This is a genomic window from Aquabacterium sp., from assembly GCF_016234775.1.
GTDB lineage: Bacteria > Pseudomonadota > Gammaproteobacteria > Burkholderiales > Burkholderiaceae_C > Aquabacterium.
Genome location: NZ_JACRAH010000056.1, coordinates 24,819 through 48,659, shown reverse-complemented (window position 1 = coordinate 48,659; position 23,841 = coordinate 24,819). Strand labels below are relative to the sequence as shown.

The window sequence follows — 23,841 nt, the reverse complement described above, 5'->3', positions numbered from 1 at the left end:
CATGGCTTTGGATCTGACGCCGCAAGACGATCCTGAACAGGACACCCCCGAACGCCACGCCGTGGCCAAGCGCAGCACGCTGGTCAGCGTGGTGGTCAACCTCGTCCTGACGACGGTTCAAGTGCTGGTGGGTGTGTTTGCGCACTCGCAAGCCCTGATCGCAGACGGCATCCACTCGCTGTCCGACCTGATCGCCGACTTCGTGGTGCTGCTGGCCAACCAGCACAGCCGCAAGGAAGCCGACGAAGACCACCACTACGGCCACCACCGCTACGAAACGGCCGCCTCGCTGGTGCTGGGCGGTTTGCTGCTCAGCGTGGGCATCGGCATGCTGTGGAGCGCTGTGTACAAACTGGGCGATCCGGAGTTGATCCCCAAGGTCAAACCTGTGGCGCTGTATGTGGCCCTGGTGGCACTGGTCTCCAAGGAGCTGCTGTTTCGCTACATGCTGGCCGCTGCCGAGCGTGTGCGCTCCAGCATGCTGGTGGCCAATGCTTGGCATGCCCGTTCCGATGCAGCATCTTCTCTGGTCGTGGCGCTGGGCATCATCGGCAACTTGCTGGGCTATCCCTTGCTGGACCCGGTCGCCGCCCTCATCGTGGGCTTCATGGTCACCAGGATGGGGTGGGAATTCGGCTGGGATGCCCTCAACGACCTGATGGACCGTTCAGTCTCAGATGAGCAGATCAATGAGATCCGGCTGGTCCTGACGGACACCCCCGGCGTGCAAGGTGTTCATGACCTGCGTACCCGCAAGATGGGTGACATGATCATGGTGGATGCTCATCTGGAAGTCGATGGTGAACTGACCGTCAAAGAAGGTCACGATATCGCCAGTTCAGCTCGCGAGCGCGTGATGAAGAAGCTGCCTGTTCTGGACGTGATGACTCACCTGGATCCCGTCTCAGTGCGCTGAGGCTGCCGCCTTGGCATCGAGCACGCAGATCCGATTGCGGCCTTCGTGTTTGGCCTGATACAGAGCCTGATCTGCCGCTGAAACCAGTGCCGAAGACTTCAGCAAAAAGTCGGCCTTGCATGACACCACGCCGATGCTGACCGTCACAAAGTGGGATGCAGATGAACTCTCATGCCGCATCTGCAAGGCCTCTACCGCCACGCGCACCCGCTCGGCGACCGCCATGGCGTAACTTGCATCTGTTGTGGGCAGCACGGCGATGAACTCTTCGCCACCGTAGCGTGCAATCAGATCCTGAGGCCGTCGCAAGGTGCTCTGCAGCACGCTGGCAATCTGGCTGAGGCATTCATCGCCAACCGGGTGGCCGTAGCGATCGTTGTACTTCTTGAAATGATCCACATCCACCATCAGGATGCTGACGGACGAGCCATCGTATTGCGCTCGCTCCCACACCTGCTGCAGATACTCCTGGAAGTGGCGGCGGTTGTAGAGTCCTGTCAATGCATCCACGCGAGACAACTCCTGCAGGCGTTCATGCGCACGGGTCAACTCCCGCACCACGCCCCGTTCTCTCAGGGTCAGCAAATAGCGTTTGCGCTCGTCGCGTTCCATCACGTAGTTGGCCGTCAGCGAGAACACGATCGACGACAGAACCATGGAGACAATCGGCCACAGCAGACGAGGAGGAAAGCTGCCCAGCAGCACGATGCCAGCCACATGGATGCCAAGCAGCGCCACGGAAAAGACCGCGGCATACCAGAACCTCAGCCGTTGAACGACATTGCCATACAGGACCACCACACAGAAGCCCACGTGATAGTAGGGCGCCAGCGGGCTTCGGGTCTCCGACAGGATGAAGGCCAGACTTGTGGCCGCAATCAGGCCACCGCTCACCACAATGACCTCCAGAGAAGCCGTTGGCAAGCTGTGGATGAAAGCCCCGCGCTGCCTTTGAATCAAGTAGATGAAGAACAGGGCCAACGGCGTGAAAAACAGGATCCGGATCTGCACGGCCAGCCAGAACACGTCACGGGCCATTAAGTAGTCCGCGACCAGGAAGCCGTTGTAGATCAGCAAGGCTATGACGCTGCTGATCACGAAGTGTTTGCGGCGGGCTTCTGCCACGTCCAGCAGGAACTGTTGCTCCAGCGAGCCGGGAAAGCGCATCCATGGAAAGCCCTTGTCCAGCAACTGGTTGATCCTGACCATCAATGGATCGTTCAAGCCTGCAGCCAGCTTGGAAATATCAGGACTGGAGCTTGGCGGAAAGGAAGACATCACAAACCAGGTTCAGTCGTTGGTACCGAAAGCGAATACACGGTTGCGACCGCGAGATTTGGCTTGATAGAGCGCCTCATCCGCCGCCGCGATCAACTGTGCGGGGCTGGCATGAGGTGCGTTGGGGCGCAAGCACGCTACGCCAATGCTGACAGTCACCACCGCGTGCGTGGGCGAACCGGCATGCAGCCGATTGAGGTGTTCCACGCCTTTGCGAACGCGCTCGGCAGCGCTGGCAGCGGTGGTCAAGGGCGTACCGGCGAGTACTGCAATGAACTCTTCGCCCCCGAACCGGGCTATCAGATCGCCGGGGCGCCGCAGCCGGCGCTTCAAGGTTGCGGCGACTTCTTTGAGGCACTCATCACCCTCAGGGTGTCCATAACGATCGTTGTAGGACTTGAAGTGATCCACATCGATCATCATCAGCGAGATGTCGCTGCCATCAAGTCGGGCACGCTCCCACACCAATTGCATGTGTTCATCAAAGTGCCGACGATTGGCCACCTCGGTCAACAGATCGCTGCGCGAAACGGTATCGAGGTGCTGGTTCGCCAGTTCCAGCTCCTGCAGCAGCACCTTCTCTCTCAGATGAAGCAACCAGTTCTGGCGCTCGTCTCGCTCCAGGGTGTAGCACCCGTACAGCGTGAACACGGAGGCCGACAAAAGCGTGAATCCCGCTGACAGGAGGATGGGTAAATTGTGTGGGGCCGCCAGTATCCAGGCGCCGTACCCAAACATGAGCAGGATCATGCTGTCCATCACGAGGGCAGGGGAGAAACGCATCTGCGCCACCGCGTTGCTGAACATCACGATGGGCACCATGCTTACGAGATAAGCTCCAGCTAGGACATCCTTGCTCGAAAGGCAGATAAATAAATTGAGCGCCGAGGCAATCAGCCCGGTCCCCATCGCCAGCCATTCACGCAACTGAGGTGATGGCAACTTGGTGATGAGGTAGATGCCCAGGATCGTGCAGGGCGTGAAGATGAAGAGTCGCAACTTGAGCGACAACTCAAACACGTCAGGCACCATCAGGTTGTCTGACATCAGAAACCAGTTAAAAAGCAACGTGACCAGCATGCCGCTGGACACCAGCGTCTTCAGTCGCTGTTCAGCGTGGTCTTGCGCGTAACGTCTCTCCAGTGCGTCCGGGAATTTCAGGTCACGAAAACCCTTTTCAAGTAAGCGGTCGATCTCGCGCGACTCTTCCGCCTGCACTGGAGACAGGTCAAGCTCAGTCGGCGCAGTCAGGTCAAAGCCTGGTCGGCGCAGATCCAGTAGGGGGTTTGGAATGGAGGGCACTTCGATCAATCCAACCGTGAGGTGCTTGAGACCGTTCAGCATGACTACCGGTGTCTTTCGGTTGGCCGTTGAAGTACGTGAAATCCTTGAGCGTTGCTTTTGCCGCAAGCCTACATCGCAGTTGTGTTAAATCGTAAGCGATTCAAGCCATTCCAGGTGGCTCGTCTTCATGTCGGTTTCCCTAGGAAAGGGCCCTTTTTGTGTGTGCTGGTAACACCGTCAGGCCATTGATGTCGCATATCCATGCAGGTATTGCGCATTAATCTGTCACATGTTGCAGATGTATGATTGTGTTCACGTGCTGGATTACCTTTGGATCAAAAAGGTTCTGCACGAGTGAAACCCAGGCCAGGCGGCGATCTGTATTGACAAGGATCAGGCGTGGGATCAGCGCAACGAAGGAGGCCGCGAGCAACTGCCACAGATCTGTTAACCCGAATGGGTAGTATTCCATAAGGGTATGGCGCATCTGTGCCTGACATTGCCTTCCGCCGTCACGATACTGAATGTCAAGCAGGTGAAGCTTTGTATACCGTCGGTCAAGCCATTTGCGCTGCAGTGCCTGCATTGTCATGCGAGCCCACGTTAACCGTAACCCCTCATGTGATGGGGTGTGTTGCGATTTTGCAAGCATTGCATTGCCCGCCCCGCAAGCCGCGAATGGGTGGGGCATTTCTTGATTATCAGATTTCCGGACCATTTATCAGCATGGCGCCGAATGTGCAAGCCTTGACTCAAGGGTATTGAGTTCAATCAATTTAACAAACGGGGTGAAGAAGATGGATGTTATTATGCTGCTCGTAGCGGGGGCGCTGTCTGGCCTGATCGCGGGTCTGGTGGGGTTGGCTGGGGGCATTGTCATTGTCCCAGTTCTGGTATGGCTCTATGGCCCGCCGGTGATTCACGATGCCATCGTCGTGTCATGGTTTGCGGTTCTGTTCAATTCAATTGGCGCCACCGTCAAGCAGTTGCGAATCAGAACGCATCAGGAGCGATTGGTGCTTTTGTCGGGGGCCAGGTATTTCATCATCGGGGTGTTCTTCATTACTCCGTTGGTGGCATGTCTCGCAGGTGGTTCAAAGTCCTTTATCAGCCCCCAGATGGTTGCCGTGCTGCAATTGTGCCTGGCCATGGTCATGTTGTGGCCGATCAAAGAGCTGACGGAAAGGCGGGATCCTTCGCGCTTGCGCGACCTCTCCTTCGGTGGGGCCATTGGCGGTGTCTCGGCATTGATTGGCGTGGGGGGCGGTACTTATACGATTGCGTATTTTGTGTACGGGGCAGGGGTGCGTTTCAAAGATGCCATCGCGACAGCCAACATCATTGGCTCCACGGTGGGATTTCTGTCAGTGACAGGTTATGTTCTGTCGCACGCATTGATTTCTGATTCATCACCAGAAAGCGCGCCTCTGCTGTCTGCAGCAGGTATGGCGGCCGTTATTGTGGGGGGGCTGGCCTTCGCGCCAATCGGTGTGAGTCTGTCCGCAAAGTTTTCAACCAAAACCTTGCGTCAGATTTTGATATTTGCTTTGATCATGTCATCACTGAGGTTGATGATGTCTTGAGGAGTTTGCAGGAATGAAGCATTTGTTGTTCGCTACGCTCGTGGGCTGGTCTTCTTTTGCTGCCTATGCCGCAGAAGACATCCTCATCGGGCAAACGGCCGATTTTTCGAGCGTGGCAGCCACGCAAATGCGAGATTTCAATGCGGGTGCGTTGGCGTATCTGGAGCGTGTGAACGCAGCCGGCGGCATCCGTGGCCGGCCCGTGAAGTTGGTCAGCCTGGATGACGCCTTTTCGGCCGAGAAGGCGTCAGGCAACGCCAGAACCCTGATCAAGGATCGCAAGGTCGTAGCCTTGTTCGGGACGCGGGGTACGGATCCGACCGAAGCCGTGATCAAGGTCGCGCAGGAAAACGACGTGCCACTGATCGCACCCATTACGGGGGCGGACAGTGTGCGTGCCAGCGGAGTTGTTTTCCCCGTGCGGGCGAGCTATCGGTCTGAGGTCGACGAGATGCTCAAGCACATGTCGATCTCGCCGGTCAAACTGGCGGTGCTGGTTCAGCATGACAAGTTTGGAGACCCGCTCTACCAGTACATTGTCGAGCGCACCAAGAAGACCTACCCCAATATCAACCTGGTGGGGAAGGTCAGTTTCGAGCGCAAGTCTGCAGACCTGAAGCCTCAGGCGCAACAGATATTGAACCTGGATGCACAAACCGTGATCGCACTGTGCAACCCGTCTTCGTGTGAATCGTTTTCGAGAGAGATGTTCAGCTTGGCTCGTGCCTCTGGGCATTCACGTCCGACCATCTATCAGACGTCCATCACCGATATCTACGCCCAGTTCGCCAAGTTGGGTCCTGATGTGGTCGGTGGCAATCCCTACAGCCAGATCTTGCCGGACCCCAATCGCATCCATTTGCCGATCACCAAGGAGTTCATGGCCACGGCTTCTCGCAAGCCAGGGCTGGTGGTCAATTACCGCACCCTTGAGGGGTATGTGTCGGCCAAGGTGCTGGTGCGCGCGCTCGAACAAGCCCCGACCATCAGTGCGCGTGGCATTCACAGCGCACTGGAAGGCATGGAGCGCCAGGACCTGGGGGGCATCGTGGTTCGCTATTCAAAGGGCGATCACCAGGGGAGCAATTTTGTCGATCTTGTGACCCTGGACAAGCGTGGCAGACTCATTCATTGACCTGACCACATTTTGACGCGCCCATGATTCAACTTTTTCACTGCATCAGTGCGCGATCATTTCGGCCCTTGTGGTTGCTTGAAGAGCTGGGCTTGCCCTACGAGTTGCATGTGTTGCCGTTTCCGCCACGGGTGCACCGCAAGGACTTTCTGGCGCTGAATCCTCTGGGTACGATTCCTTTGCTGGTGGATGGCCAGACACGCATGAGCGAGTCCGCCGCCATGTGCCAGTACCTTGCTGCGCGTCACAGCCCTGGCCAGCTCGATGTGGCCGTGAATGAGGACGCCTACGGCGATTACCTCAACTACCTGCATTTCGGCGAGGCCACACTCACGTTCCCGCAGACCCTGGTGTTGCGGTACTCGTATTTCGAACCCGAAGCACGACGCCAACCTCAGGTGACCCAAGACTACGCCAAGTGGTTCCTGGCCAGGTTGAAAACGCTGGACGCACGCTTGGCGGACAAGCCCTACCTGTGCGCAGGCCGGTTCACGGCTGCCGATGTGTCAGTGGGTTATGCCTTGTTGCTCGCCCAGCATCTGGGGTTGTCTGCGCAATTCCCTGATCATGTTGCGGCTTATTGGGCTCGCTTGCAGGAGCGTTCGGCCTATCAGCAGGCTCAAGCGGTGCAATGGCAGGCGGCTAAAGAGCAGGGCGCGCCTGAAGTCGCAGCGCCCGATATGAGGCCATGAGCCTCACTCATTCACGCAAGAGCAGCCGCGTTTGAACTGGTGGGGCGAGCCAGAAGGTGTGCTGTGCTCGCGAGATTCATTCAATGGATGGAGGATGGATGCCGGCCGTGTTTGGTCTGTTGCCTCAATTCGATATGTGAGTTTACATAATATACATCGTGGCAATTTACGGTAGTTGAGCAGGCGTTGCGTTACCAAGGAGTAAGGCAACGCGGCTGTGTTTTTAAGTACTTTAATACGTTGCGTATGGAGATCAACTACCGCTGATGCGTCGACGCTTTAAGCTTGCAGCCTTTGAACTGATGGCCCAGCGCCATTCCGATTCATGCTGTACGTCTCGGACCGGCGTCGTCCCGTTCTCATCGAGGCGAATGCTGTACCAAGCTACTGGGCAGCCGTTTGTCCCTCGCATAATTTGCGGCAAGTCGCTCGATCCGGATGGTCCGCGCATGAATTCACTCAAGAAATTGATCCAAGTCCGCAAAGTGCTCAGCCTTGCCTATAGCAGGCGCGGCTCTGCACGCAAGGCCGTGTTCAATTGACGGCTTACCCCATAAGTAGCAATGCCCCGCAACTCTCGTTGCGAGGCATTGTGCTCAAGCCTTCAGCTGTGCGTCCAGCGTATTGACACGCACTGCCTGGTTGCCTTTTCGATCAGCGGAAGATCAATCTAATCAGAGCTGGTACTGCACGCTGCAGCTGAGAAGGAAGATGCTGCCGTCGTCATTGCTTGTCCAATTCACTTCGCCATGATCTGCGGATCAATCAATACGAGCTCTTGCTCGGGCGCAGCGTCGAACAGCGCCATGTAATCATCCCGGGACAAGAGCGTGGCGACCCGGCGTTGCTGCGCATTGACCCTTTCATTGAACTGATGGGCGAACGCCAGCCAATGATGGGTATCGAGGTGGATTTGTTCAAATTGCTGGAGATCTAGCGGTGGCTGAATCATGCTGTGCAGGTGCTCAATGACCACCCTAGATGGCGACAGCATCTCCCTATACAGCGCAATGAGTGCACCGAGTGTTACGTTGTTGATGCGTTCGCCCACCTTTTCTTTGAACAGGTCTTTAAGATCTGCAAGGTGGCACTCATAAAGGTCGAGCCAGAATGAGTGGAGTTCATCTACCGACATCCTGCGCATCTCTTGAAGCACATCGTCGGTGTTTTGATTGAGCAAGACAGGTCCCGGGTAGGGCACCTCGCATTTACCGCACCGTACGCCGAACTCAACCTGTGCGCCGGCGAGAAAGGCCGCCAGCGCAGGGATTACAGCCGGCAGCGCAGCCCAGCCGAAATAGGACAGGACGAATTCGATGGAGCCTATCGTGCCGTAACGCCCGAACTGAATGCAGGATAGGGTGTAGCCCTGCGCGCCTGATACCGTTAGCTTGTCTGCGGCCAGGAGAAGACGATTGGCCATTTGGTGACACACACCATTCAAGCCATAAACGATGCCTGCAAACCAATCCAATGCCCCCAGGAACTTGGATTCCTCGCCACCAACGCAATTAGCCTTATTGGGGTCACCAGCGGATGTGGAGTTGAGCAATCGACCTTCGGGCGGAAAGTAGACCGGCGTGTTGCCCACTTTGACCCATTTGTCCGGGCTGCAGTAGTAAGTAGGCCCCCCTCCTCCAGACCTCCAGCAGCTGGCATCGCGCATGGTGACCCAGGTGTGCTCCAGACCGGAACCCTGCAATGACTGTGAAGTGGCAGGTGTCGCCCAGACTTGGGTTTTTAAGATTTGGACGCCCGTGACGTCGTCCCGTGAGCTTGGATTGGCAATTGTGATGTAGCCGGTGAAGATCCTCTTGCCGTCCGGCGCATCAGAAAACTTGAACAAGCCGCTTCTCTTTTTGTTTTCAATCGTCTGGTTATCGAAGAACAGCGAGGCGGAATCGGCGTCGTAGTGGCAGTCGATCTTTTGTCTGGCGATGTAGATCGCGGTCAGACTCTCGATGACCAGCGGGTAAAGATAGCGTGGATTTGTTGGCGTTGAGATGCAGTAAAGACCTGTGCATTGGTCGAATGGCCGAGCTTGAATGGTGCTATCGCTCGGATGGGCGTTTCCTCGGATGGGTGAATTCATGTCGATTTCCTCTGCTTTGACTGTGTTTGATCTGCGGACGAAGTCCGCAAGGCAATCCTGATCATGTTGGTATTGCGCGGTTTTGATCCATCTCAAAATGAATCTCTTGTGTCGGCTGCAAGGACAGTGCTTCAGCAGGTCATCTGTTCACTCTACGCTGATCAGTCGGGGTTTTGTATGGCGAACGAGACCTGCGCAGCGTGTCCAGCAGCTTTGGCGCCGTGAACTCGGAGATGGGCATGGCGCCGATATAGGGAGGGCATCCTGCTCCAGACGCAGCAGGTTCCGCGCCGCGTGGCCCTCTGACACCTTGGCGACGTGCACGGCCTTGTGTCATTCGCGGGCTACTGCCTCAAAGGTGTTCGCCGCCTGATCTGCCCGAGCCTCCTTCTCGGCTGTGCGTTTGGTGGCTGGATCGATGAGGGAGCTCACGTCGGCGCGATGGACCCGATACCGCCCTCGTGCGCCTCAATTCTGCACGCGCTGTGGTGCTCGGATGACGGCCGGAGACCTTGAAACCTGGGCCTACGATGGTCGCGGCGTTGAGTACCGCTGCTGCTACTACTGCTCGGGATGGTATGCCGCCGACCGCGATCGAGACTGAGCCGCGTACGCCCAGTGTCTGATCCCCAATGTTCGGATCAGACCGACTGATTTGGAGCGGCGAGACCCCAAAGGCAGACGTCAGCGCAATGTCAAGTCTTACCTCTCATCCCAAGTCGCACAGCTTTTCTACCGCTGGCTCTTCGCGGTTGATTTCCATAAGTCCCATCTCGGAGGTAGGGCAGCCGTCTGCGCAAACGCAACACCTAAACCGGCCTACGTCATCAATCACAACGCCGACCCGATGTGCGTTGCGAATCATTTGCAACGTTTGTAGCACATGCATTTTGCAAAAACGCTTCAGTAAAATACGGCCTCTTTACATGGCGAAATCGAATAACAGTGGCATGCCCTAACTATCTGTTCTGATAAGTATGCTGGGTGTGAAAGAGAGCACCTTCAGGACTCCCGTCGGCCCCGCAGGCCGGCAACTCAACCCTTGCGCCCAACCAGTCTGTCCAACTGAAACCGCTTGCTCAACACGCGATCCAGCAGCCGCGCTGGCACCCATTGTTTGAGGAACGGCAACAAGCTGCTTTTCTCCCCAAGACGGATCACTGGCGGGCATGCGGGCCGCTTGAGTTGATCCATCAACAAGCCAGCGAACACCTCCGCCGGCATGGCCTTGCTCTGGCTTTCATTGGCACGGGCCATCACACCATCTCGAATCGCCTGGTATGGCGAATCCGGCGCCAGGCTGACCTGGCCGGCAGCGCTGTCCCCAAAGGATGACTGGATGCCGCCGGGCTGCACGGTGAACACGCGGATGCCCAATGGCGCCAGCTCCATGCGCAAGGCGTCCGACATCGAATTGAACGCTGCCTTGCTCGCGCAATAGGGGCCGGCAAACGGCGTGGTCATCACGCCAGAAACGCTGCTGATGTTCACCACCATGCCGCTACCGCGCGCGATCATCGCTGGCACCACGGCTCTGGTAAGCGCCATTGGTGCAAACAGGTTGACGTCGAACTGTTTTTGCCATTCGCTGTCGGGTACATCAATCAATGGCCCCATCGCACCATAGCCCGCGTTGTTGACCAGCACGCCCGCATGAAGGCCCTTGGCCTGCAGCTGCTCGATGACGCTGGCGATGGCGTCCTTGCTGGTGACGTCCAGCGCCATGGTCATGATGCCTTCAGCTTGCAGATCACGCATCGTGTCCGGCCGCCGCGCCGTGGCACACACCTGAAACCCTCGCTGGTGAAAGGCTCTGGCCAGGGCCTTGCCAATACCGGAACCACAACCCGTGATCAGCACGACTTCGTTGGATGAAAGCTTCATGGTTTACATCTCGCTGGAAGGTGCCTTGTTCAAGGCGCGAAGGATGGCGATCTGTTGTTGATCCCGCAGGGTGCTCAGTTGATCGATGGTCTGGCTGCCGTAAGCCTGTTCCACACCTTTGGCCAGGGCCCGCTGCGTGGCGGCCGACAGAAAGACCGGCCTGAGTCTGGTGTGCAGCCAGAGCAGTTGCAGCCCGTTGGCGAACTGCTTGAAGAAGGCGCGGACGCCGCCTTGCCCGCCGCCGAGGTGCGCAGACAGAAACGGGCCGCCCGTGGCCCAGCGCAGGCCCAGAGATTGGGTCACGGCCACATCCAGGTCTTCAGCTGACACCACGCCCTGGCGGACCAGCGCCACTGATTCGCGGATCACGGCCGCCTGAATGCGGTTGGCGACAAAACCGGGGATCTCCTTGTGCAAGACCACCACCCGCTTGCCCAGCGATTCGTAGAAGGCCTTGGCGCGTTGGGTCGATGAGTCCGAGGTCTTGCCGCCAGGCACCACTTCGACCAGCGGAATGAGATGCGGCGGATTGAAGGGATGGCCCACCAGCATTCTTTGCGGGCTCTTCATGGCCTTGGACTGCATGGACGCGGTCATGCCGGAGCTGGACGAGAGCAACAGCGTTTCAGCACTGCAGTGCTTCTCGACATCTGCCCACAAGCGCTGTTTGAAGGCGAGCCGCTCCGGACCACATTCCTGGACCACGTCCGCGCCCTTCACTGCCTTGCCCAGATCGGATTCGAACGACAGCCGGCGGGAGTCCGGATCCAGCGGCAAACCCAGCTCGCTCATGAAAGGCTGAACACGCCGCAGTTCCGTGCGAACACGCGCTTCGGCGTCGAGGGCCAGGTCGTGCAGGCAGACCGTGTGGCCATGTGCCAGGAACAGCGCCGTCCAGGACGCGCCGATCAGCCCTCCGCCTATCACGGTGATGTTCCACTCTGTCATTACAAGGGCTCCGAATCGACCTGCTTGATCGTTGAGTATGTGAGGTGCGGCAGTCTATAACTGAAGATATGTGTCGTCAAATTGTCGTGAGCTAGATACGCCCCCAGGTACCCATTCCCTTGGTAAGCTCCCGCCCTCGACAGTTCTGGAGTACCTCGATGAACGATTTCACCCCCGTCGCCGGTCTGATCGGCGGGGCCTTGATCGGCACCTCGGCCGTGATCTTGCTGGCCTGTTCCGGCAGATTGGCCGGCATCAGCAACATCGCCCATGGCGTGGTGGATGGCTTGCGGCAAGGCAAGTGGATGGAGTCCGGCTGGCGAGTGACCTTCCTGCTGGGCATGATCCTGAGCACCTGGGCGTATTTCAGGTGGTCGGGCGAGGTGGTGAACCCGCGTCAGCATTTCCCTGCCGGGTTGCTCGTACTGGGCGGCTTGCTCGTGGGCTACGGCACGTCCATGGGGAACGGCTGCACCAGTGGGCACGGTGTCTGCGGGCTGGGGCGCATGTCCGTGCGCTCGCTGGTGGCCACCTTGTGCTTCATGGCCACAGGCGGCCTCACGGTGTTTGTGATGCGCCACGTGGTGCAGGGTTGAGAGGCGTAGTCATGTTGAAATGGATGAGCTGCCTGCTGGCTGGCGCCGTTTTCGGCCTGGGCCTGGCCATTGCGCAAATGACCAACCCCTTGAAGGTACTGAACTTTCTGGATGTGGCCGGAACCTGGGATCCCAGCCTGGCTTTCGTGATGGGTGCTGCGGTGATGATCACCCTGGTTGGCTTTCGACTTGTTCTCAGGCGCAAGGCCCCGTTATTGGGTGAGCGCTTTCATTTGCCCACGCTGGTGCACGTGGATCGCCAACTGCTGCTGGGCTCGGCCCTGTTCGGGATCGGCTGGGGTCTGACCGGCTACTGCCCGGGCCCTGCCCTGGCCACCCTGCTGTCGGGCAATGTCGAGGCTTATCTGTTCGTACCTGCCATGTTGCTTGGTGGGTTTTTGCACAGAAAGTTCGCGCGCCGGGCTTGAGCGTCCTTCCTCACGTATGCTTGCCTCATGTCTTCTCAGAGCGAGATCAGAGGTCACATGCAAGCACGTTCCTACCTGGCGCCCTTGATCGCCCTCGCCTGCGCCGTTCTGGTGCCGCAAGCCCACGCAGGCAAGACCCTGGATGCCGTCAAACAGCGGGGCCAGGTGCAATGTGGTGTGAGCACCGGCGTGGCCGGGTTCTCAGCGCCGGATGCCAAAGGCAAGTGGTTCGGATTCGATGTGGACTTCTGCCGCGCCGTGGCCGCTGCCGTGCTGGGTGACCCGGACAAGGTGGCCTACACGGCGCTCAATGCGCAGCAGCGCTTCACGGCCTTGCAGTCCGGCCAGATCGACATTCTGTCGCGCAACACCTCCTGGACGCTCACCCGTGACGCCTCCCTGGGCCTGCACTTCACCGCCATCACCTACATCGACGGCCAGGGCTTTCTGGTGCCCAAGAAGCTCAAGGTCAACAGTGCGAAGCAGTTGAAGAATGCGCAGGTCTGCGTGCAGGCCGGCACCACCACCGAGAAGAACCTGGCTGATTTTTCCCGCGCCAACAAGCTGGTCATCAAGCCCGTGGTGTTCGATACCTATGAGGCGGGTTTCAAGGCCCTGTTCGCAGGCCGTTGCCAGGCCTACACCGCCGATTCGTCCGCACTGGCCAGCATCCGCAACAAGGAAGCGCCCAATCCGGACGACTATGTGCTGCTGCCCGATTTGATCTCCAAGGAGCCGCTTGGTCCTGCCGTGCGCCGTGGTGACGACGACTGGTTTGCCATCGTGAAGTGGACCATCTTCGCGCTGCAGGAAGCCGAGGAACTGGGCATCACGCAAGCCAATGCGGACCAGATGAAGGCTTCCGCAGACCCGGCCATCCAGCGGCTGATGGGCACGGGCGAAGACACGGGCAAGTTGCTGGGACTGGACAAAGCCTGGGCCTACAAGGCTGTGAAAGCAGTCGGGAATTACGGCGAGATCTTCGAGCGCAATGTGGGGGGGCAGTCGCAGCTCAAGCTGCCGCGCGGGGCCAACCGTTTGTGGAACCAGGGCGGTCTGATCTATCCGCCGCCCATCCGCTGAGCTGCGGCTGACCTGCCACTGCACTGACCTGCAAGACAAGCTGCGATGCTGGACTTTCTGACCCAACCGGCCGGCTTTGACATCGGCGAAACCGGGCTGCTGCTGTATGACTCGGCGCAGCCCTTATGGCGAGCGATGCTGGTCGGCGTGGGCAACACCTTGCGGGTGTCCTTGCCCGCCCTGATCATGGCGGTGGCCATCGGCCTGACCGTGGCATTGGGCCGCACCTCTCGTGTTGTTGGCTGGCGCGTCATGGCCGGCATCTATGTGGACACCATCCGCAACACGCCCCTGCTGTTGCAACTTCTGATGTGGTACTTCCTGCTGATCGAGTGGCTGCCCGATTCAACGCAGGCGCTGGCAGTACTGCCCGGCATCTGGCTGAGCAAGGGCGGGCTGGCCTTTCCCTGGTTGGGGCCTGCAGAGGATGGCGGCGCATGGGCGTGGAGCTGGCCGCAGCAAGACACCTTCAACGTTGTGGGTGGTGCAGCCGTGTCACCCGAGTACCTGGCCTTGGCGCTGGCACTGAGCCTGTATACCGGCGCCTTTCTGGCCGAGGTAATTCGCGGCGGTATCGAGGCGGTGCCCGCCAGCCTGATGGAGGCCGCAGAGACCTTGGGCGCCACGCGCTGGCAACAGATCACGCAGGTCCTGCTGCCCCAGGCCTTGCGCACCATCGTGCCTGCGGCCACCAACCAGTTCCTCAATCTGATCAAGAACTCGTCCCTGGCTGTGGCCGTGGGCTACCCGGATCTGGTGTCCGTGGGCAACACGGCCTTGAACCAGACCGGCCGGGTGACCGAATGCGTGCTGGTCATGATGTCGGTTTACCTCTTCATGTCGCTGTGCACGGCCGCGTTCATGAACTGGTTCAATGCGCGGCATGCCGTCAAGGGGCCGGCATGAGCATCGTGGTTCGCACCGCGGCCATGAGCTGGCCTGCACGTGTGTTGTCGGCGGCAGCCATACTGCTGGGTGCCTGGCTGGTGTGGCACTTGCTGGACTGGGCCGTGATCCGCGCGGTGTTCCGGCCAGATGTTCAGGCATGTCAGGCCTTGCAGCATCAAGGTGCCTGCTGGGGTGTGGTCCCCGAGAAGCTGCGCCCCATCCTGCTGGGCCACTATCCGTTTGAACAACAGTGGCGGCCGATCAGCGTGCTGGTTGGCAATCTGCTCTTGTGTCTGCTGGCATGGCTGGCCGGCTGGCGTGGCGTGGCTTCAGCCAAAGGCTTGATGACGCTGGTGGCAGCGGTGCTGGCCGCGACCGTGCTGATGCATGGCGGCATCGCCGGGCTGCCTGTGGTGCCTTTCGATGCCTGGGGTGGTCTGCCCTTGACCTTGTGGCTGTTCGCCGTGAGCTGGCTGGTGTCCGTACCGCTGGCCATTGCGCTGGCCCTGGCCCGCCGCTCGAAGCGCATCTGGTTGAAGTGGCCTGCCACCGCCGTGATCGAAGTGGTTCGCGGTGTGCCATTGGTGACCTTGCTCTTCATGGCCGCCTTCATGTTGCCTGTGTTGATCCCGCTGGAGCATCCCGTCCCGCTGGTCTGGCGCGCCACGTTGGCCTTGACCTTGTTCTCTGCGGTCTACATGGCCGAGGTGGTGCGCGGTGGTCTGCAGACCGTGACGCAGGATCAAAGCGAAGCCGCGGCCATCCTCGGTCTGACCTGGTGGCAGACGCAATGGATGGTGGTGTTGCCGCAAGCCTTGCGGTCGGTGCTGCCCGCCCTGGTCGGGCACGGCATTGGCTTGCTCAAGGACAGCTCGTTGGTGATGGTGATCGGCTTGCACGAATTCACCGGTGGGCTCTCGTTGAGCCTGGGCGGCGATCCCTTGTGGCGCCCCTACTACTTCGAGGCCTATCTGGCTGTCGGGCTGGTGTACGCCGCCATGTGCCTGGGCCTGTCTCGCATGGGGCGGTCGCTGGAGCAAAGCTGGGTCAAAGGCTCGCACTGATTGGGCGCACCCAAGAAAAATGGCCCGTCACGAGGACGGGCCATTACACGCTGCTAAGCGCCGCAAGAAAGGGTTCGAGAAACCGCTTCAGACCTGGTCTTCAGCGCTTTCTTCCAGTTCGATATCGGGCGAGGCATCCACTTCGCTGTCGTATGCCTGCTCGTCGCTGGCAACCAGCGGGATCAGCGGCTTGTCCAGCGGACGGCAAACGCGGCTTTGCAGGCGGTTGAGGCGCTCCGAGCGCTCCATCGCTTCCAGCACAGCTTGCGGGTCCATCATCAGGGCAAACGGGTTGGCATACAGACTTTGCTTTTGCATAAGGGCCTCCGGGTGTGAGAGATGTCGTCGTGATGTGTTCACTGTAGGCATCTCGGGCTGGAGGCGGTAGTCGCCGAACAACCAAACCGCCTGTCAGAAATTGTCTGACAAGGGTTTTCTTCGTGGTGTGGGCTAACCCTCAGTGCGATTGAACGAGCGAGAACAATTGCTCGAAGTTGCCAGAAGTCATGCGCCCCAGCTCTTCCACATCCATGCCTTTGAGCTCGGCAAGTTGCTTGGCAACGAGCGAAACATAGGCGGGCGAGTTGAGCTTGCCTCGGTGGGGTGCGGGCGCCAGATAGGGGCTGTCGGTTTCGATCAGGCAGCGGTCGATGGGCACCATGCGAGCCACATCTCGAATGTCTGCCGCGTTCTTGAAGGTGAGGATGCCGGAGAAGGAAATGTGAAAGCCCATGTCCAGCGCGGCGCGGGCGACCATCTCGTTTTCGGTGAAACAGTGGAAGACACCGCGCACCTTGCCTTGCCCTTCTTCCTTGAGGATGGCCAGGGTGTCGGCACAGGCTTCGCGGGTGTGGATCACCAGCGGCAGGCCGGTCTTGATCGCGGCCTGGATGTGCACACGGAAGCGATCGCGCTGCCATGCCATGTCGGCCACACTGCGCTCACCCAGTCGGTAGTAGTCCAGGCCTGTTTCACCAATGCCGACCACGCGTGGCAAGGCCGCGCGGTCCAGCAAGTCCTGCAGCGTGGGCTCCAGAACGCCTTCGTTATCGGGATGCACGCCGACCGTGGCCCAGAAGTTGTCGAAGCGCATCGCGAGTGCATGCACTTGCGGAAACTCTTCCAGGGTGGTGCTGATGCACAGGGCGCGGTCCACGCCGCTGGCGTGCATGTCAGCCCGGATCTGGTCGATGGTCTCGGCGTATTGCGGGAAGTTGAGGTGGCAGTGCGTATCGACAAACATGGCGGCAGCGTCGGGCAAACAAAAAAGCGGGTTTGACTGGTGTCAACCCGCTATTGTTGCCGCAAAGAGCTCGACGCTGCTTTACAGGGTCTGAGTTGGCTTGCTGGAGGAAATATTGGTGCCCAGAATCTGCTCGATCTTCACGCGCAGCAGACGGGTCTTGTCGTCACCAGGGAAGCGCACGCCCACACCTTGAGTGCGGCCACCCGATGCATTGGCGGGCGTGATCCAGGCGATCTTGCCGGCCACGGGGTAGCGCTGGTTGTCCTCAGGGAGCGACAGCAGCAGGTAAATGTCGTCGCCCAGGGTGTACTCACGCGTGGTTGGCACGAACAGGCCACCCTCGGTGAAGGCGGGGATGTAAGCGGCGTACAGCGCGCCCTTCTCGCGGAACACGAGCTGGATGACGCTGGGACGCGTTGATGCGGCAGCGGCCCCTGGCGCGCCAAGCGGGGCACCCATCCGACCGGGCCCGGACGGGGCGAAGGCAGAAGGCAGGGCTGTAGTCTGGAACTCACTCATCGTGGACGAAGTGTACCGCCACGGCCTTGAGAAAGACTGTGAAATTGCCCTCACCTTGCGCTGGCTTTACTTCTGGAAACACCCTGAGCCAGAAATAATCCTGTTGCACCCTCAATCAGGCGGTAGGCCTGGCCCTGACAGGCCGTGGGCGCATCACGGCACGGGCCTGCAGCAGCAAGGCCTCCACCTTCAGGTTCTGGTTCCAGGGGTGTTCCGCGTGGCGCGCGGTCTTGCGCAACTCCTGGCCCCAGGTTGTCAGCAGATGGAGGTCGGTCACGGCGGGCAGGCTGTGGGTGGGGAAGTAGCGGGGAGACGCCCCTGCCGCGACACAGGCCAGGTCGTGACACACTTTCTGGAGCGTTTCCACCACCAGCGTCAGGGGCCATTGGGTCAACGCAGTGGCCGCACCATTGAGCAGATCTTTGGGTATCTGTGGCCAATATCGGGCATCCAGCCCCAATTGGTGGCGATCACGAGCTGTCAAAGGTTGGCCGCCAGCCGCGTCGAGCAAGATCCTGGCATCTTCCGGGGACACGCCCTGTATTTGTGTCTGCAACCAGGATGCGGCGACATCCGGCGCCGGCAGCGGCAAGCGCCAGGCCTGGCAACGGCTGCGAACCGTGGGCAGCAGTTCATCCAGCGTCGCGCCGCTGAGGACGAATCGCACCTGCCCGGGAGGCTCTTCCAGTGTTTTCAGCAGCGTGTTGGCCGAAATCAGGTTCATGCGCTCGGCCGGATGCACGAGCACCACCTTGGCTCGGCCACGTGAGGCCGTGTTCTGCGAAAACTGCACCACGGCGCGGATGGCATCCACCTTGATTTCCTGGCTCAGCTTTTTGGTCTTGCCGGATTTCTCGCTGCCGCTGTCGGTTTCTTCCCCCGCGGCTTGCCAACCCAGGCTGGCCTGCAAGGCCTCGGGCAGGATCACCATCAGATCCGGGTGCGATCCGGCGTCGATCAGGCGGCAACTGGCGCAACGCCCACAGGCGGGCGCATAGGCCTGTCCCGCAGGCTGGCTTTCACACAGCCAGGCGCGTGCCAGCGCCAGCGCAAACTCGAACTGGCCGACACCTTCCGGGCCATGCAACAGCGCCGCGTGGCTGCTGAGTTGCGCCAGGGCGGCTTCGAGCGGCTTTTCCAGCCAGGGCCACAAGGCCGCGCGAGGTTCGCTCACAGCAAGCCTCTCTGCGCCAGCGCCAACTGAATCTGCGCGGCCACGTCGGCCTGGGTCTGGTCAGCATGGATCACGGCAAATCGCGCGGGCTGTGCCTGTTGACGCGCGAGATAAGCGCCACGAACGCGCTCGAAAAAGGCCTGATCCTGGGCTTCGAAACGATCCGGTTGCCGGGCAGCGCTCAGGCGCGCCGCCGCAATGGCAGGGTCCAGGTCAAACAGCAAGGTGAGATCTGGTTGCAAGCCGTCTTGCACCCAGCCCTCCAGCGTACTCAGAACCGTCTGATCGAAGCCCCTGCCGCCGCCCTGATAGGCAAACGTGGCGTCGGTGAAGCGATCACACAGCACCCAGGCGCCACGAGCCAGTGCGGGCTGGATCACCGTCTGGATGTGGTCGCGCCGGGCGGCGAACACCAGCAGCGCTTCGGTAAGCGGGTCCATCGCGTCGTGCAGAAACAGGCCGCGCAGCTTTTCAGCCAGAGGCGTGCCGCCGGGCTCGCGTGTTCGGACCACCTCGCGGCCAGCTTGTTGCCAGGCTTGCTCCAGTGCGTCCATGTGCGTGGTCTTGCCGGCGCCGTCGATGCCTTCGAAGGTGATGAATCGGCCCTTATGGATGCTCATGGACTCTTTCCGGGATTGCGTTGTGCACGCTGGTACTGGTTGACTGCCCGATTATGCTCAGCCAATGTGGCGCTGAAGGCACTGCTGCCGTCACCGCGTGCCACGAAATACAGCGCTTTGGTGTCGGCGGGCCTCACGGCGGCCAGCAAGGCGGCCTTGCCCGGCATGGCGATCGGTGTGGGTGGCAGACCGGTGCGGGTGTAGGTGTTGAAAGGCGTGTCCGTCTGGAGATGAACCCTGCGCAAGTTGCCGTCGAACTGCTCGCCCAGGCCGTAGATCACGGTGGGGTCGGTCTGCAGGGGCATGCCGATGCGCAGGCGGTTGTTGAATACACCCGAGATCATCGGGCGATCGGACTCCCGGCCGGTTTCCTTTTCCACGATGGAGGCCAGCGTCAGCGCCTCCTGCGGCGTCTTGACCGAGGTATTGGCCTGGCGTTGTGCCCAGGCTGCATCCAGGTGCTTTTGCATGGCGTGCAGGGCGCGCTTCATCACGGCCAGGTCCGTGCTGCCCTTGGCGTAGGAATAGGTATCGGGGAAGAAATGCCCTTCGGCCGGCGCGCCTGGCTCGCCCAGTAGCACCATGATCTCGGCGTCGCTCAGACCCGCGGTGGTTTGCTTGAGCCCGTCCGCCTGTGCCAATTCGGCCCTGAAGCGGCGGAACGTCCACCCGTCGATCAGCCTGACGGCGGACAGGCGCTCGTCTCCGCGCACCATCATGCGCAACAGGTCGCGGGGTGTGCTGCCTTGTGCCAGTTCGTAGCTGCCGGCGCGCATCTGGCGCGATTGGCCCGACAGCTTGAACCACTGGTAGAGCATCCATGGCGAGGCGTCCACACCGGCCTCCACCCAGTCGCGGGCAATGTCACGGGGCGTGGCGCCGGTCTCGACCGACAGCTCGATCGACGGGCTGGACAAGCGCAGGGGCTGGTTCAGCCACCAGTACGCACCACCGCCCAGCGACAGGGCGGCAACGATCAGCAAGCCCAGGAGCGCGCGCAAGACGCCGCCCTTTTGCCGTACGGAGGAAGTGGGATACACGCGGTGTGATTTCTGATGCATGACGGGCGTGATGATAATGAGGCCCATGAGCTCCATCCAACTTCCTGATCCAACTTCGTGGGGCGGCGCCCTGCTTTTGTCCGATCTGGGCATCATTTCGGCCGACGGCGCCGATGCCGCCAACTTTCTGCACGGCCAGTTCAGCCAGGACATCAATGGCCAGACTGCCCAGGAGGCACGCCTGGCTGCCTACTGTTCGGCCAAGGGCCGCATGCTGGCGAGTTTGCTGAACCTGCGCCCCGCTTCTGAGCAGATTCTGATGCTGACCGACAGCCAGGTGCTGCCAGGCTTGCTCAAGCGCTTGTCGATGTTCGTGATGCGCTCCAAGGTCAAGCTCAGCGATGCGGGCGCTTCGATGGCTGTGGTCGGCCTGCTGGGTGAGCCCGCTGCCGCGCATCTCGGTGATGCCGCGGCCGGCGCGCCATGGGGTGTTCAGCCTGTTCTGAACGGATGGCTGGTCGGTCTGCCTGCGGTGCTCGGCGCCAGACGCTGGTACTGGGTTGGCCCTAAAGCCGATGCGCAGGCCCTTGTGGACGCCTTGCCTGCCCTGGACGCAGGTGCCTGGCAGTGGTTGGACGTGATGAGCGGGCTGCCCCGTATCGAAGCCGCCACCGTTGATCAGTTCGTGCCCCAGATGATCAATTTCGAGCTGATTGGCGGCGTGAACTTCAAGAAGGGCTGCTACCCCGGCCAGGAGGTGGTCGCGCGCAGCCAATACCGTGGCACCACCAAGCGCCGCGCGTTCGTGGTGCATGCCGCTGCAGCGCTCCAGCCGGGGCAAGAAGTTTTCAGCTCGGCGGACCCAGCGCAACCCGCTGGTCTGGTGGTCAACACTGCTTCGGCCAACGGTGTGCACAGCGCGCTGGTGGAGTTGAAGCTCAATGCCTTGGGCAGCGATCTGCGCGCAGGCTCGGCTGAAGGCGTGGCCCTGACCATGGGCGCCCTGCCCTACGAAGTGCCGCAGGCCGAAGAAGCCGCCTGAGCCGCCAATTCCTTAACGCTACAAGGCCGCGTTTCTGCGGCCTTGTTACCTTGGGGCACATTGCGGCGCTGCATCATCGGTTACGCTGCCTTCCAGTGACAAGTTCAATATGTCTGACGCGCCCCGATCACTGTTCGTGTATTACCGTGTGCCTGTGCGCCAGCAGGATGCCTCTCGCCGTGCCGTGGATGCCATCCACGCCCAGCTGCGCGAGGCGTATCCTGGCCTGAACGCGCGGTTGATGCAGCGCGCCGATATGGCGATGGATGCACAAGCGCAAACCTGGATGGAAGTCTACGAGCACCCATCCGGCATCAGCCTGGCGTGTGAGCAAAGTCTGGCTGCGCTGGTCGCAGCCTTGCCGCCGGACCTGATCGGACCGCGTCACACGGAAGTGTTTTGCCCCATGGCAGCGAGCCCTCGTGGCGAGCCTGCCAGACCCGATTAAAGAGGTTCCCGATGTGCCTGGTAGCCCTGGCTCTCGACCAAAGCAGCCGTTTCCCTTTTGTGCTGGCCGCAAATCGGGACGAGTTCTATGACCGTGCTGCTGCCCGCCTTGGCTGGTGGGAGCCGGAGGACGGCGGTCCGCCCATCCTGGGGGGCCGCGACCTGCATGCCGGTGGCACCTGGCTGGGGCTGACGGCCCATGGGCGCCTGGGCCTGATCACCAACATCCGCAATCCGCAGGACATGGATCCGCAAGCGCCTTCGCGCGGACAGATCGTGCCCCAGTGGCTCAAGGGCGACACGACCATGCCCATGCTGTGGCCGCGTCTGGCGATTTCGGGCTACAACGGCTTCAACATGCTGGCGCTGGACTTCGCCGCCGGCGAGTGCTTTTGGGTCAACAACCGCAAGCTGTTTCCCGAGCGCTTGCAGCGCGGCGTGTTCGGGCTCTCTAACGCCATCCTCAACACACCCTGGCCCAAGGTCCAGCAGCTCAAGGCAAAGATGCGTCAGGCCGTGTCACAGGCTGGCGATACCGAGGTGCTGATCAACAGCCTGTTCGAGGCACTGGCCGACCCCACGCCAGCACCTGATGAACAACTGCCTCACACCGGCGTGTCACAAGAATGGGAGCGCCTGCTGTCGCCCGCGTTCATCAAGTCGGAAAACGGCTTGTATGGGACGCGTTGTTCGACAGTGGTCATCACCGAACGCGTCAACAAGCGCCTGGTGACGCATGTGCTGGAGCGCACGTTCACGCCGACATCGAGCATGGCGCTGTTGCGCCGCGTCACGCTCAAGAACTGGCCTCCACGCCACACGATGGCCGAAGCCGAAGTGGCCAAGCTGGATGCCACATTGCCGCCGCCTTCCATGCGCCACGAAGATGCATTCGAAAGCAGCCCCGTTTCTGAGATAGATAACCACGCACTGCCAGAGGTGGAGCCAATCCGCAAGTCGCGTGCACGCAGCTTGATCAAGAGCAGCCGGGTGCGGCCACTCAAAGTGTGATTGACATGCGCTGATGTGGAATGCCGACTTCGTCGAACATCTCCCCGTCTGGCGTGAAACCGTGGCGGGCATAAAAAGCTTGCGCACTAACCTGGGCGTTCAGACTGAGATGACCGACGCCACGTGAGCGCGCCTCGCCCATAAGCGTCTTGAGGACCTGATCTCCCAGCCCGATTCCGCGGGTACTGCGCAACACGGCCATGCGGCCGATCTTGGCATGACCAGCCTGCTGACCCATGAAGATCAGGCGCCCGGTCGCCAGGGGCAATCCAGCGAGGTTGCTCGCCACCGCGTGGATGGCACCCGCATCGTCGTCATCCCATTCTTCGGATTCGTCAATGCCTTGCTCCTGCACGAACACGGCGATCCGCACGGCCCGGGCGGCGTCGGCCATGTCTTTCCACGTGCCACACACGATCCGATGCACGCCCTGCTGCTGCGCATGCAGCTCGATCTGCAGTCGGATCGACTCGGGAACGGGGGCAGATTTGCCGGTGAGCAAGCTGGTGTGCACGTAGACGGTTTCACCGGTCACCAGCAAGCGCCCCTGGGCCCAAATCGCCCAGGCGATGGTGATGGACGAGTTGCCGATGCGCTCGCAGCGCACGCCGATGTCCAGCCAGTCGTCCAGTCGAGCCGGTGCGTGGTATTCCAGCGTGTTGCGGCGCACGAAGATATCGCCTTGCTCGTGCTTGACGCCTTCCGGGTAAGGCAGGCCAACGGCGCGCCAGTACTCCGATATACCCACATCCAGATAGGTCAGGTAGTGGCCATTGAAGACCACTTGCTGTGCATCCACCTCCATCCAGCGCACGCGCAGGCGGTGGGAAAAACTGAAATCGGCGGGGCGTGTCATGGCTGTCATCGTGCATGAAAAAACCCGCGCGGCGAACCGGGCGGGTTGGGGTGT

General features: G+C 60.5%; 25 protein-coding genes. 12 read left to right on the top strand and 13 right to left on the bottom strand.

The window, feature by feature from the left end; translation table 11 throughout:
* Position 1: 1 nt before the first annotated feature.
* The gene (locus HY836_RS17110; RefSeq protein WP_290678567.1) at positions 2–916 is read left to right on the top strand and encodes a cation diffusion facilitator family transporter; all 915 of its coding nucleotides are present in this window, start codon (positions 2–4) and stop codon (positions 914–916) included.
* Here the strand turns inward: HY836_RS17110 and HY836_RS17105 are convergent.
* The 3 genes from HY836_RS17105 to HY836_RS17095 all read right to left on the bottom strand — a co-directional run bounded on the left by HY836_RS17105 (position 905) and on the right by HY836_RS17095 (position 4,070).
* Positions 905–2,194 carry a diguanylate cyclase gene (locus HY836_RS17105; RefSeq protein WP_290678564.1) on the bottom strand — a complete coding sequence of 430 codons (1,290 nt, stop codon included), beginning with the start codon at positions 2,192–2,194 and terminating at the stop codon, positions 905–907. The genes HY836_RS17110 and HY836_RS17105 overlap by 12 nt on opposite strands.
* A gap of 12 nt (positions 2,195–2,206) precedes the next feature.
* Positions 2,207–3,538, bottom strand: a complete 1,332-nt coding sequence (locus HY836_RS17100; protein WP_290678561.1) for a diguanylate cyclase — start codon at positions 3,536–3,538, stop codon at positions 2,207–2,209.
* Positions 3,539–3,755: 217 nt separating this feature from the next.
* Positions 3,756–4,070, bottom strand: coding sequence for a hypothetical protein (locus HY836_RS17095; protein WP_290678559.1), 315 nt, complete (start codon positions 4,068–4,070; stop codon positions 3,756–3,758).
* Between the two features lie 205 nt (positions 4,071–4,275).
* On the opposite strand from HY836_RS17095, the gene HY836_RS17090 reads away from it, so the two are divergent.
* From HY836_RS17090 to HY836_RS17080, 3 genes are read left to right on the top strand one after another with little or no spacing between them, the layout of a single operon-like run.
* Positions 4,276–5,061 carry a sulfite exporter TauE/SafE family protein gene (locus tag HY836_RS17090; RefSeq protein ID WP_290678603.1) on the top strand — a complete coding sequence of 262 codons (786 nt, stop codon included), beginning with the start codon at positions 4,276–4,278 and terminating at the stop codon, positions 5,059–5,061.
* A 13-nt stretch (positions 5,062–5,074) separates the two neighbouring features.
* Positions 5,075–6,196, top strand: coding sequence for an ABC transporter substrate-binding protein (locus HY836_RS17085; RefSeq protein WP_290678556.1), 1,122 nt, complete (start codon positions 5,075–5,077; stop codon positions 6,194–6,196).
* 23 nt (positions 6,197–6,219) lie between these two features.
* Positions 6,220–6,888, top strand: coding sequence for a glutathione S-transferase family protein (locus HY836_RS17080; RefSeq protein WP_290678553.1), 669 nt, complete (start codon positions 6,220–6,222; stop codon positions 6,886–6,888).
* 739 nt (positions 6,889–7,627) lie between these two features.
* Here the strand turns inward: HY836_RS17080 and HY836_RS17075 are convergent.
* The 3 genes from HY836_RS17075 to HY836_RS17065 all read right to left on the bottom strand — a co-directional run bounded on the left by HY836_RS17075 (position 7,628) and on the right by HY836_RS17065 (position 11,812).
* Entirely contained in the window at positions 7,628–8,980 is a 1,353-nt protein-coding gene (locus HY836_RS17075) for a hypothetical protein (RefSeq protein ID WP_290678550.1), read from the bottom strand.
* Positions 8,981–10,015: 1,035 nt separating this feature from the next.
* Positions 10,016–10,864 (bottom strand): SDR family oxidoreductase, encoded by an 849-nt coding sequence (locus HY836_RS17070; protein WP_290678547.1) that lies wholly within the window; start codon positions 10,862–10,864, stop codon positions 10,016–10,018.
* A gap of 3 nt (positions 10,865–10,867) precedes the next feature.
* Positions 10,868–11,812, bottom strand: a complete 945-nt coding sequence (locus HY836_RS17065; protein ID WP_290678544.1) for a 3-hydroxyacyl-CoA dehydrogenase NAD-binding domain-containing protein — start codon at positions 11,810–11,812, stop codon at positions 10,868–10,870.
* A gap of 158 nt (positions 11,813–11,970) precedes the next feature.
* Between HY836_RS17065 and HY836_RS17060 the strand changes: the two genes are divergently transcribed.
* The 5 genes from HY836_RS17060 to HY836_RS17040 are packed head-to-tail and all read left to right on the top strand — an operon-like array spanning position 11,971 to position 15,871.
* Positions 11,971–12,408 carry a YeeE/YedE thiosulfate transporter family protein gene (locus tag HY836_RS17060; RefSeq protein ID WP_290678541.1) on the top strand — a complete coding sequence of 146 codons (438 nt, stop codon included), beginning with the start codon at positions 11,971–11,973 and terminating at the stop codon, positions 12,406–12,408.
* Positions 12,409–12,419: 11 nt separating this feature from the next.
* Positions 12,420–12,836, top strand: a complete 417-nt coding sequence (locus HY836_RS17055; RefSeq protein ID WP_290678538.1) for a DUF6691 family protein — start codon at positions 12,420–12,422, stop codon at positions 12,834–12,836.
* A 57-nt stretch (positions 12,837–12,893) separates the two neighbouring features.
* Positions 12,894–13,919 carry an amino acid ABC transporter substrate-binding protein gene (locus HY836_RS17050; RefSeq protein WP_290678535.1) on the top strand — a complete coding sequence of 342 codons (1,026 nt, stop codon included), beginning with the start codon at positions 12,894–12,896 and terminating at the stop codon, positions 13,917–13,919.
* A 45-nt stretch (positions 13,920–13,964) separates the two neighbouring features.
* Positions 13,965–14,825, top strand: a complete 861-nt coding sequence (locus HY836_RS17045) for an ABC transporter permease subunit (protein WP_290678532.1) — start codon at positions 13,965–13,967, stop codon at positions 14,823–14,825.
* On the top strand, positions 14,822–15,871 hold the full coding sequence (locus tag HY836_RS17040; RefSeq protein ID WP_290678529.1) for an amino acid ABC transporter permease: 1,050 nt from the start codon (positions 14,822–14,824) through the stop codon (positions 15,869–15,871). The genes HY836_RS17045 and HY836_RS17040 overlap by 4 nt, the downstream gene beginning before the upstream one ends.
* 87 nt (positions 15,872–15,958) lie before the next feature.
* On the opposite strand, the gene HY836_RS17035 is transcribed toward HY836_RS17040, so the two are convergent.
* The 6 genes from HY836_RS17035 to mltG all read right to left on the bottom strand — a co-directional run bounded on the left by HY836_RS17035 (position 15,959) and on the right by mltG (position 20,491).
* On the bottom strand, positions 15,959–16,189 hold the full coding sequence (locus HY836_RS17035) for a hypothetical protein (protein WP_290678526.1): 231 nt from the start codon (positions 16,187–16,189) through the stop codon (positions 15,959–15,961).
* Positions 16,190–16,328: 139 nt separating this feature from the next.
* The gene (locus HY836_RS17030) at positions 16,329–17,114 is read right to left on the bottom strand and encodes a TatD family hydrolase (RefSeq protein ID WP_290678523.1); all 786 of its coding nucleotides are present in this window, start codon (positions 17,112–17,114) and stop codon (positions 16,329–16,331) included.
* Positions 17,115–17,195: 81 nt separating this feature from the next.
* Complete coding sequence (locus tag HY836_RS17025; RefSeq protein ID WP_290641497.1) at positions 17,196–17,576, bottom strand: PilZ domain-containing protein; 381 nt, start codon at positions 17,574–17,576, stop codon at positions 17,196–17,198.
* A 175-nt stretch (positions 17,577–17,751) separates the two neighbouring features.
* Positions 17,752–18,810 (bottom strand): DNA polymerase III subunit delta', encoded by a 1,059-nt coding sequence (gene holB, locus HY836_RS17020; RefSeq protein ID WP_290678521.1) that lies wholly within the window; start codon positions 18,808–18,810, stop codon positions 17,752–17,754.
* The gene (gene tmk / locus HY836_RS17015; RefSeq protein ID WP_290678518.1) at positions 18,807–19,430 is read right to left on the bottom strand and encodes a dTMP kinase; all 624 of its coding nucleotides are present in this window, start codon (positions 19,428–19,430) and stop codon (positions 18,807–18,809) included. Before tmk ends, holB begins: the two co-directional genes overlap by 4 nt.
* Positions 19,427–20,491 (bottom strand): endolytic transglycosylase MltG, encoded by a 1,065-nt coding sequence (mltG, locus tag HY836_RS17010; RefSeq protein WP_290678600.1) that lies wholly within the window; start codon positions 20,489–20,491, stop codon positions 19,427–19,429. Before mltG ends, tmk begins: the two co-directional genes overlap by 4 nt.
* Before the next feature lie 25 nt (positions 20,492–20,516).
* Between mltG and HY836_RS17005 the strand changes: the two genes are divergently transcribed.
* The 3 genes from HY836_RS17005 to HY836_RS16995 all read left to right on the top strand — a co-directional run bounded on the left by HY836_RS17005 (position 20,517) and on the right by HY836_RS16995 (position 22,931).
* Positions 20,517–21,473: a folate-binding protein gene (locus HY836_RS17005; protein WP_290678515.1), complete on the top strand. Its 957-nt coding sequence runs from the start codon at positions 20,517–20,519 to the stop codon at positions 21,471–21,473.
* A 109-nt stretch (positions 21,474–21,582) separates the two neighbouring features.
* Positions 21,583–21,921 (top strand): DUF4936 family protein, encoded by a 339-nt coding sequence (locus HY836_RS17000; RefSeq protein WP_290678512.1) that lies wholly within the window; start codon positions 21,583–21,585, stop codon positions 21,919–21,921.
* Positions 21,922–21,932: 11 nt separating this feature from the next.
* Positions 21,933–22,931 (top strand): NRDE family protein, encoded by a 999-nt coding sequence (locus tag HY836_RS16995; RefSeq protein WP_290678509.1) that lies wholly within the window; start codon positions 21,933–21,935, stop codon positions 22,929–22,931.
* Here the strand turns inward: HY836_RS16995 and HY836_RS16990 are convergent.
* The gene (locus tag HY836_RS16990; RefSeq protein WP_290678506.1) at positions 22,921–23,787 is read right to left on the bottom strand and encodes a YbgC/FadM family acyl-CoA thioesterase; all 867 of its coding nucleotides are present in this window, start codon (positions 23,785–23,787) and stop codon (positions 22,921–22,923) included. The genes HY836_RS16995 and HY836_RS16990 overlap by 11 nt on opposite strands.
* Between the last annotated feature and the right edge of the window lie 54 nt (positions 23,788–23,841).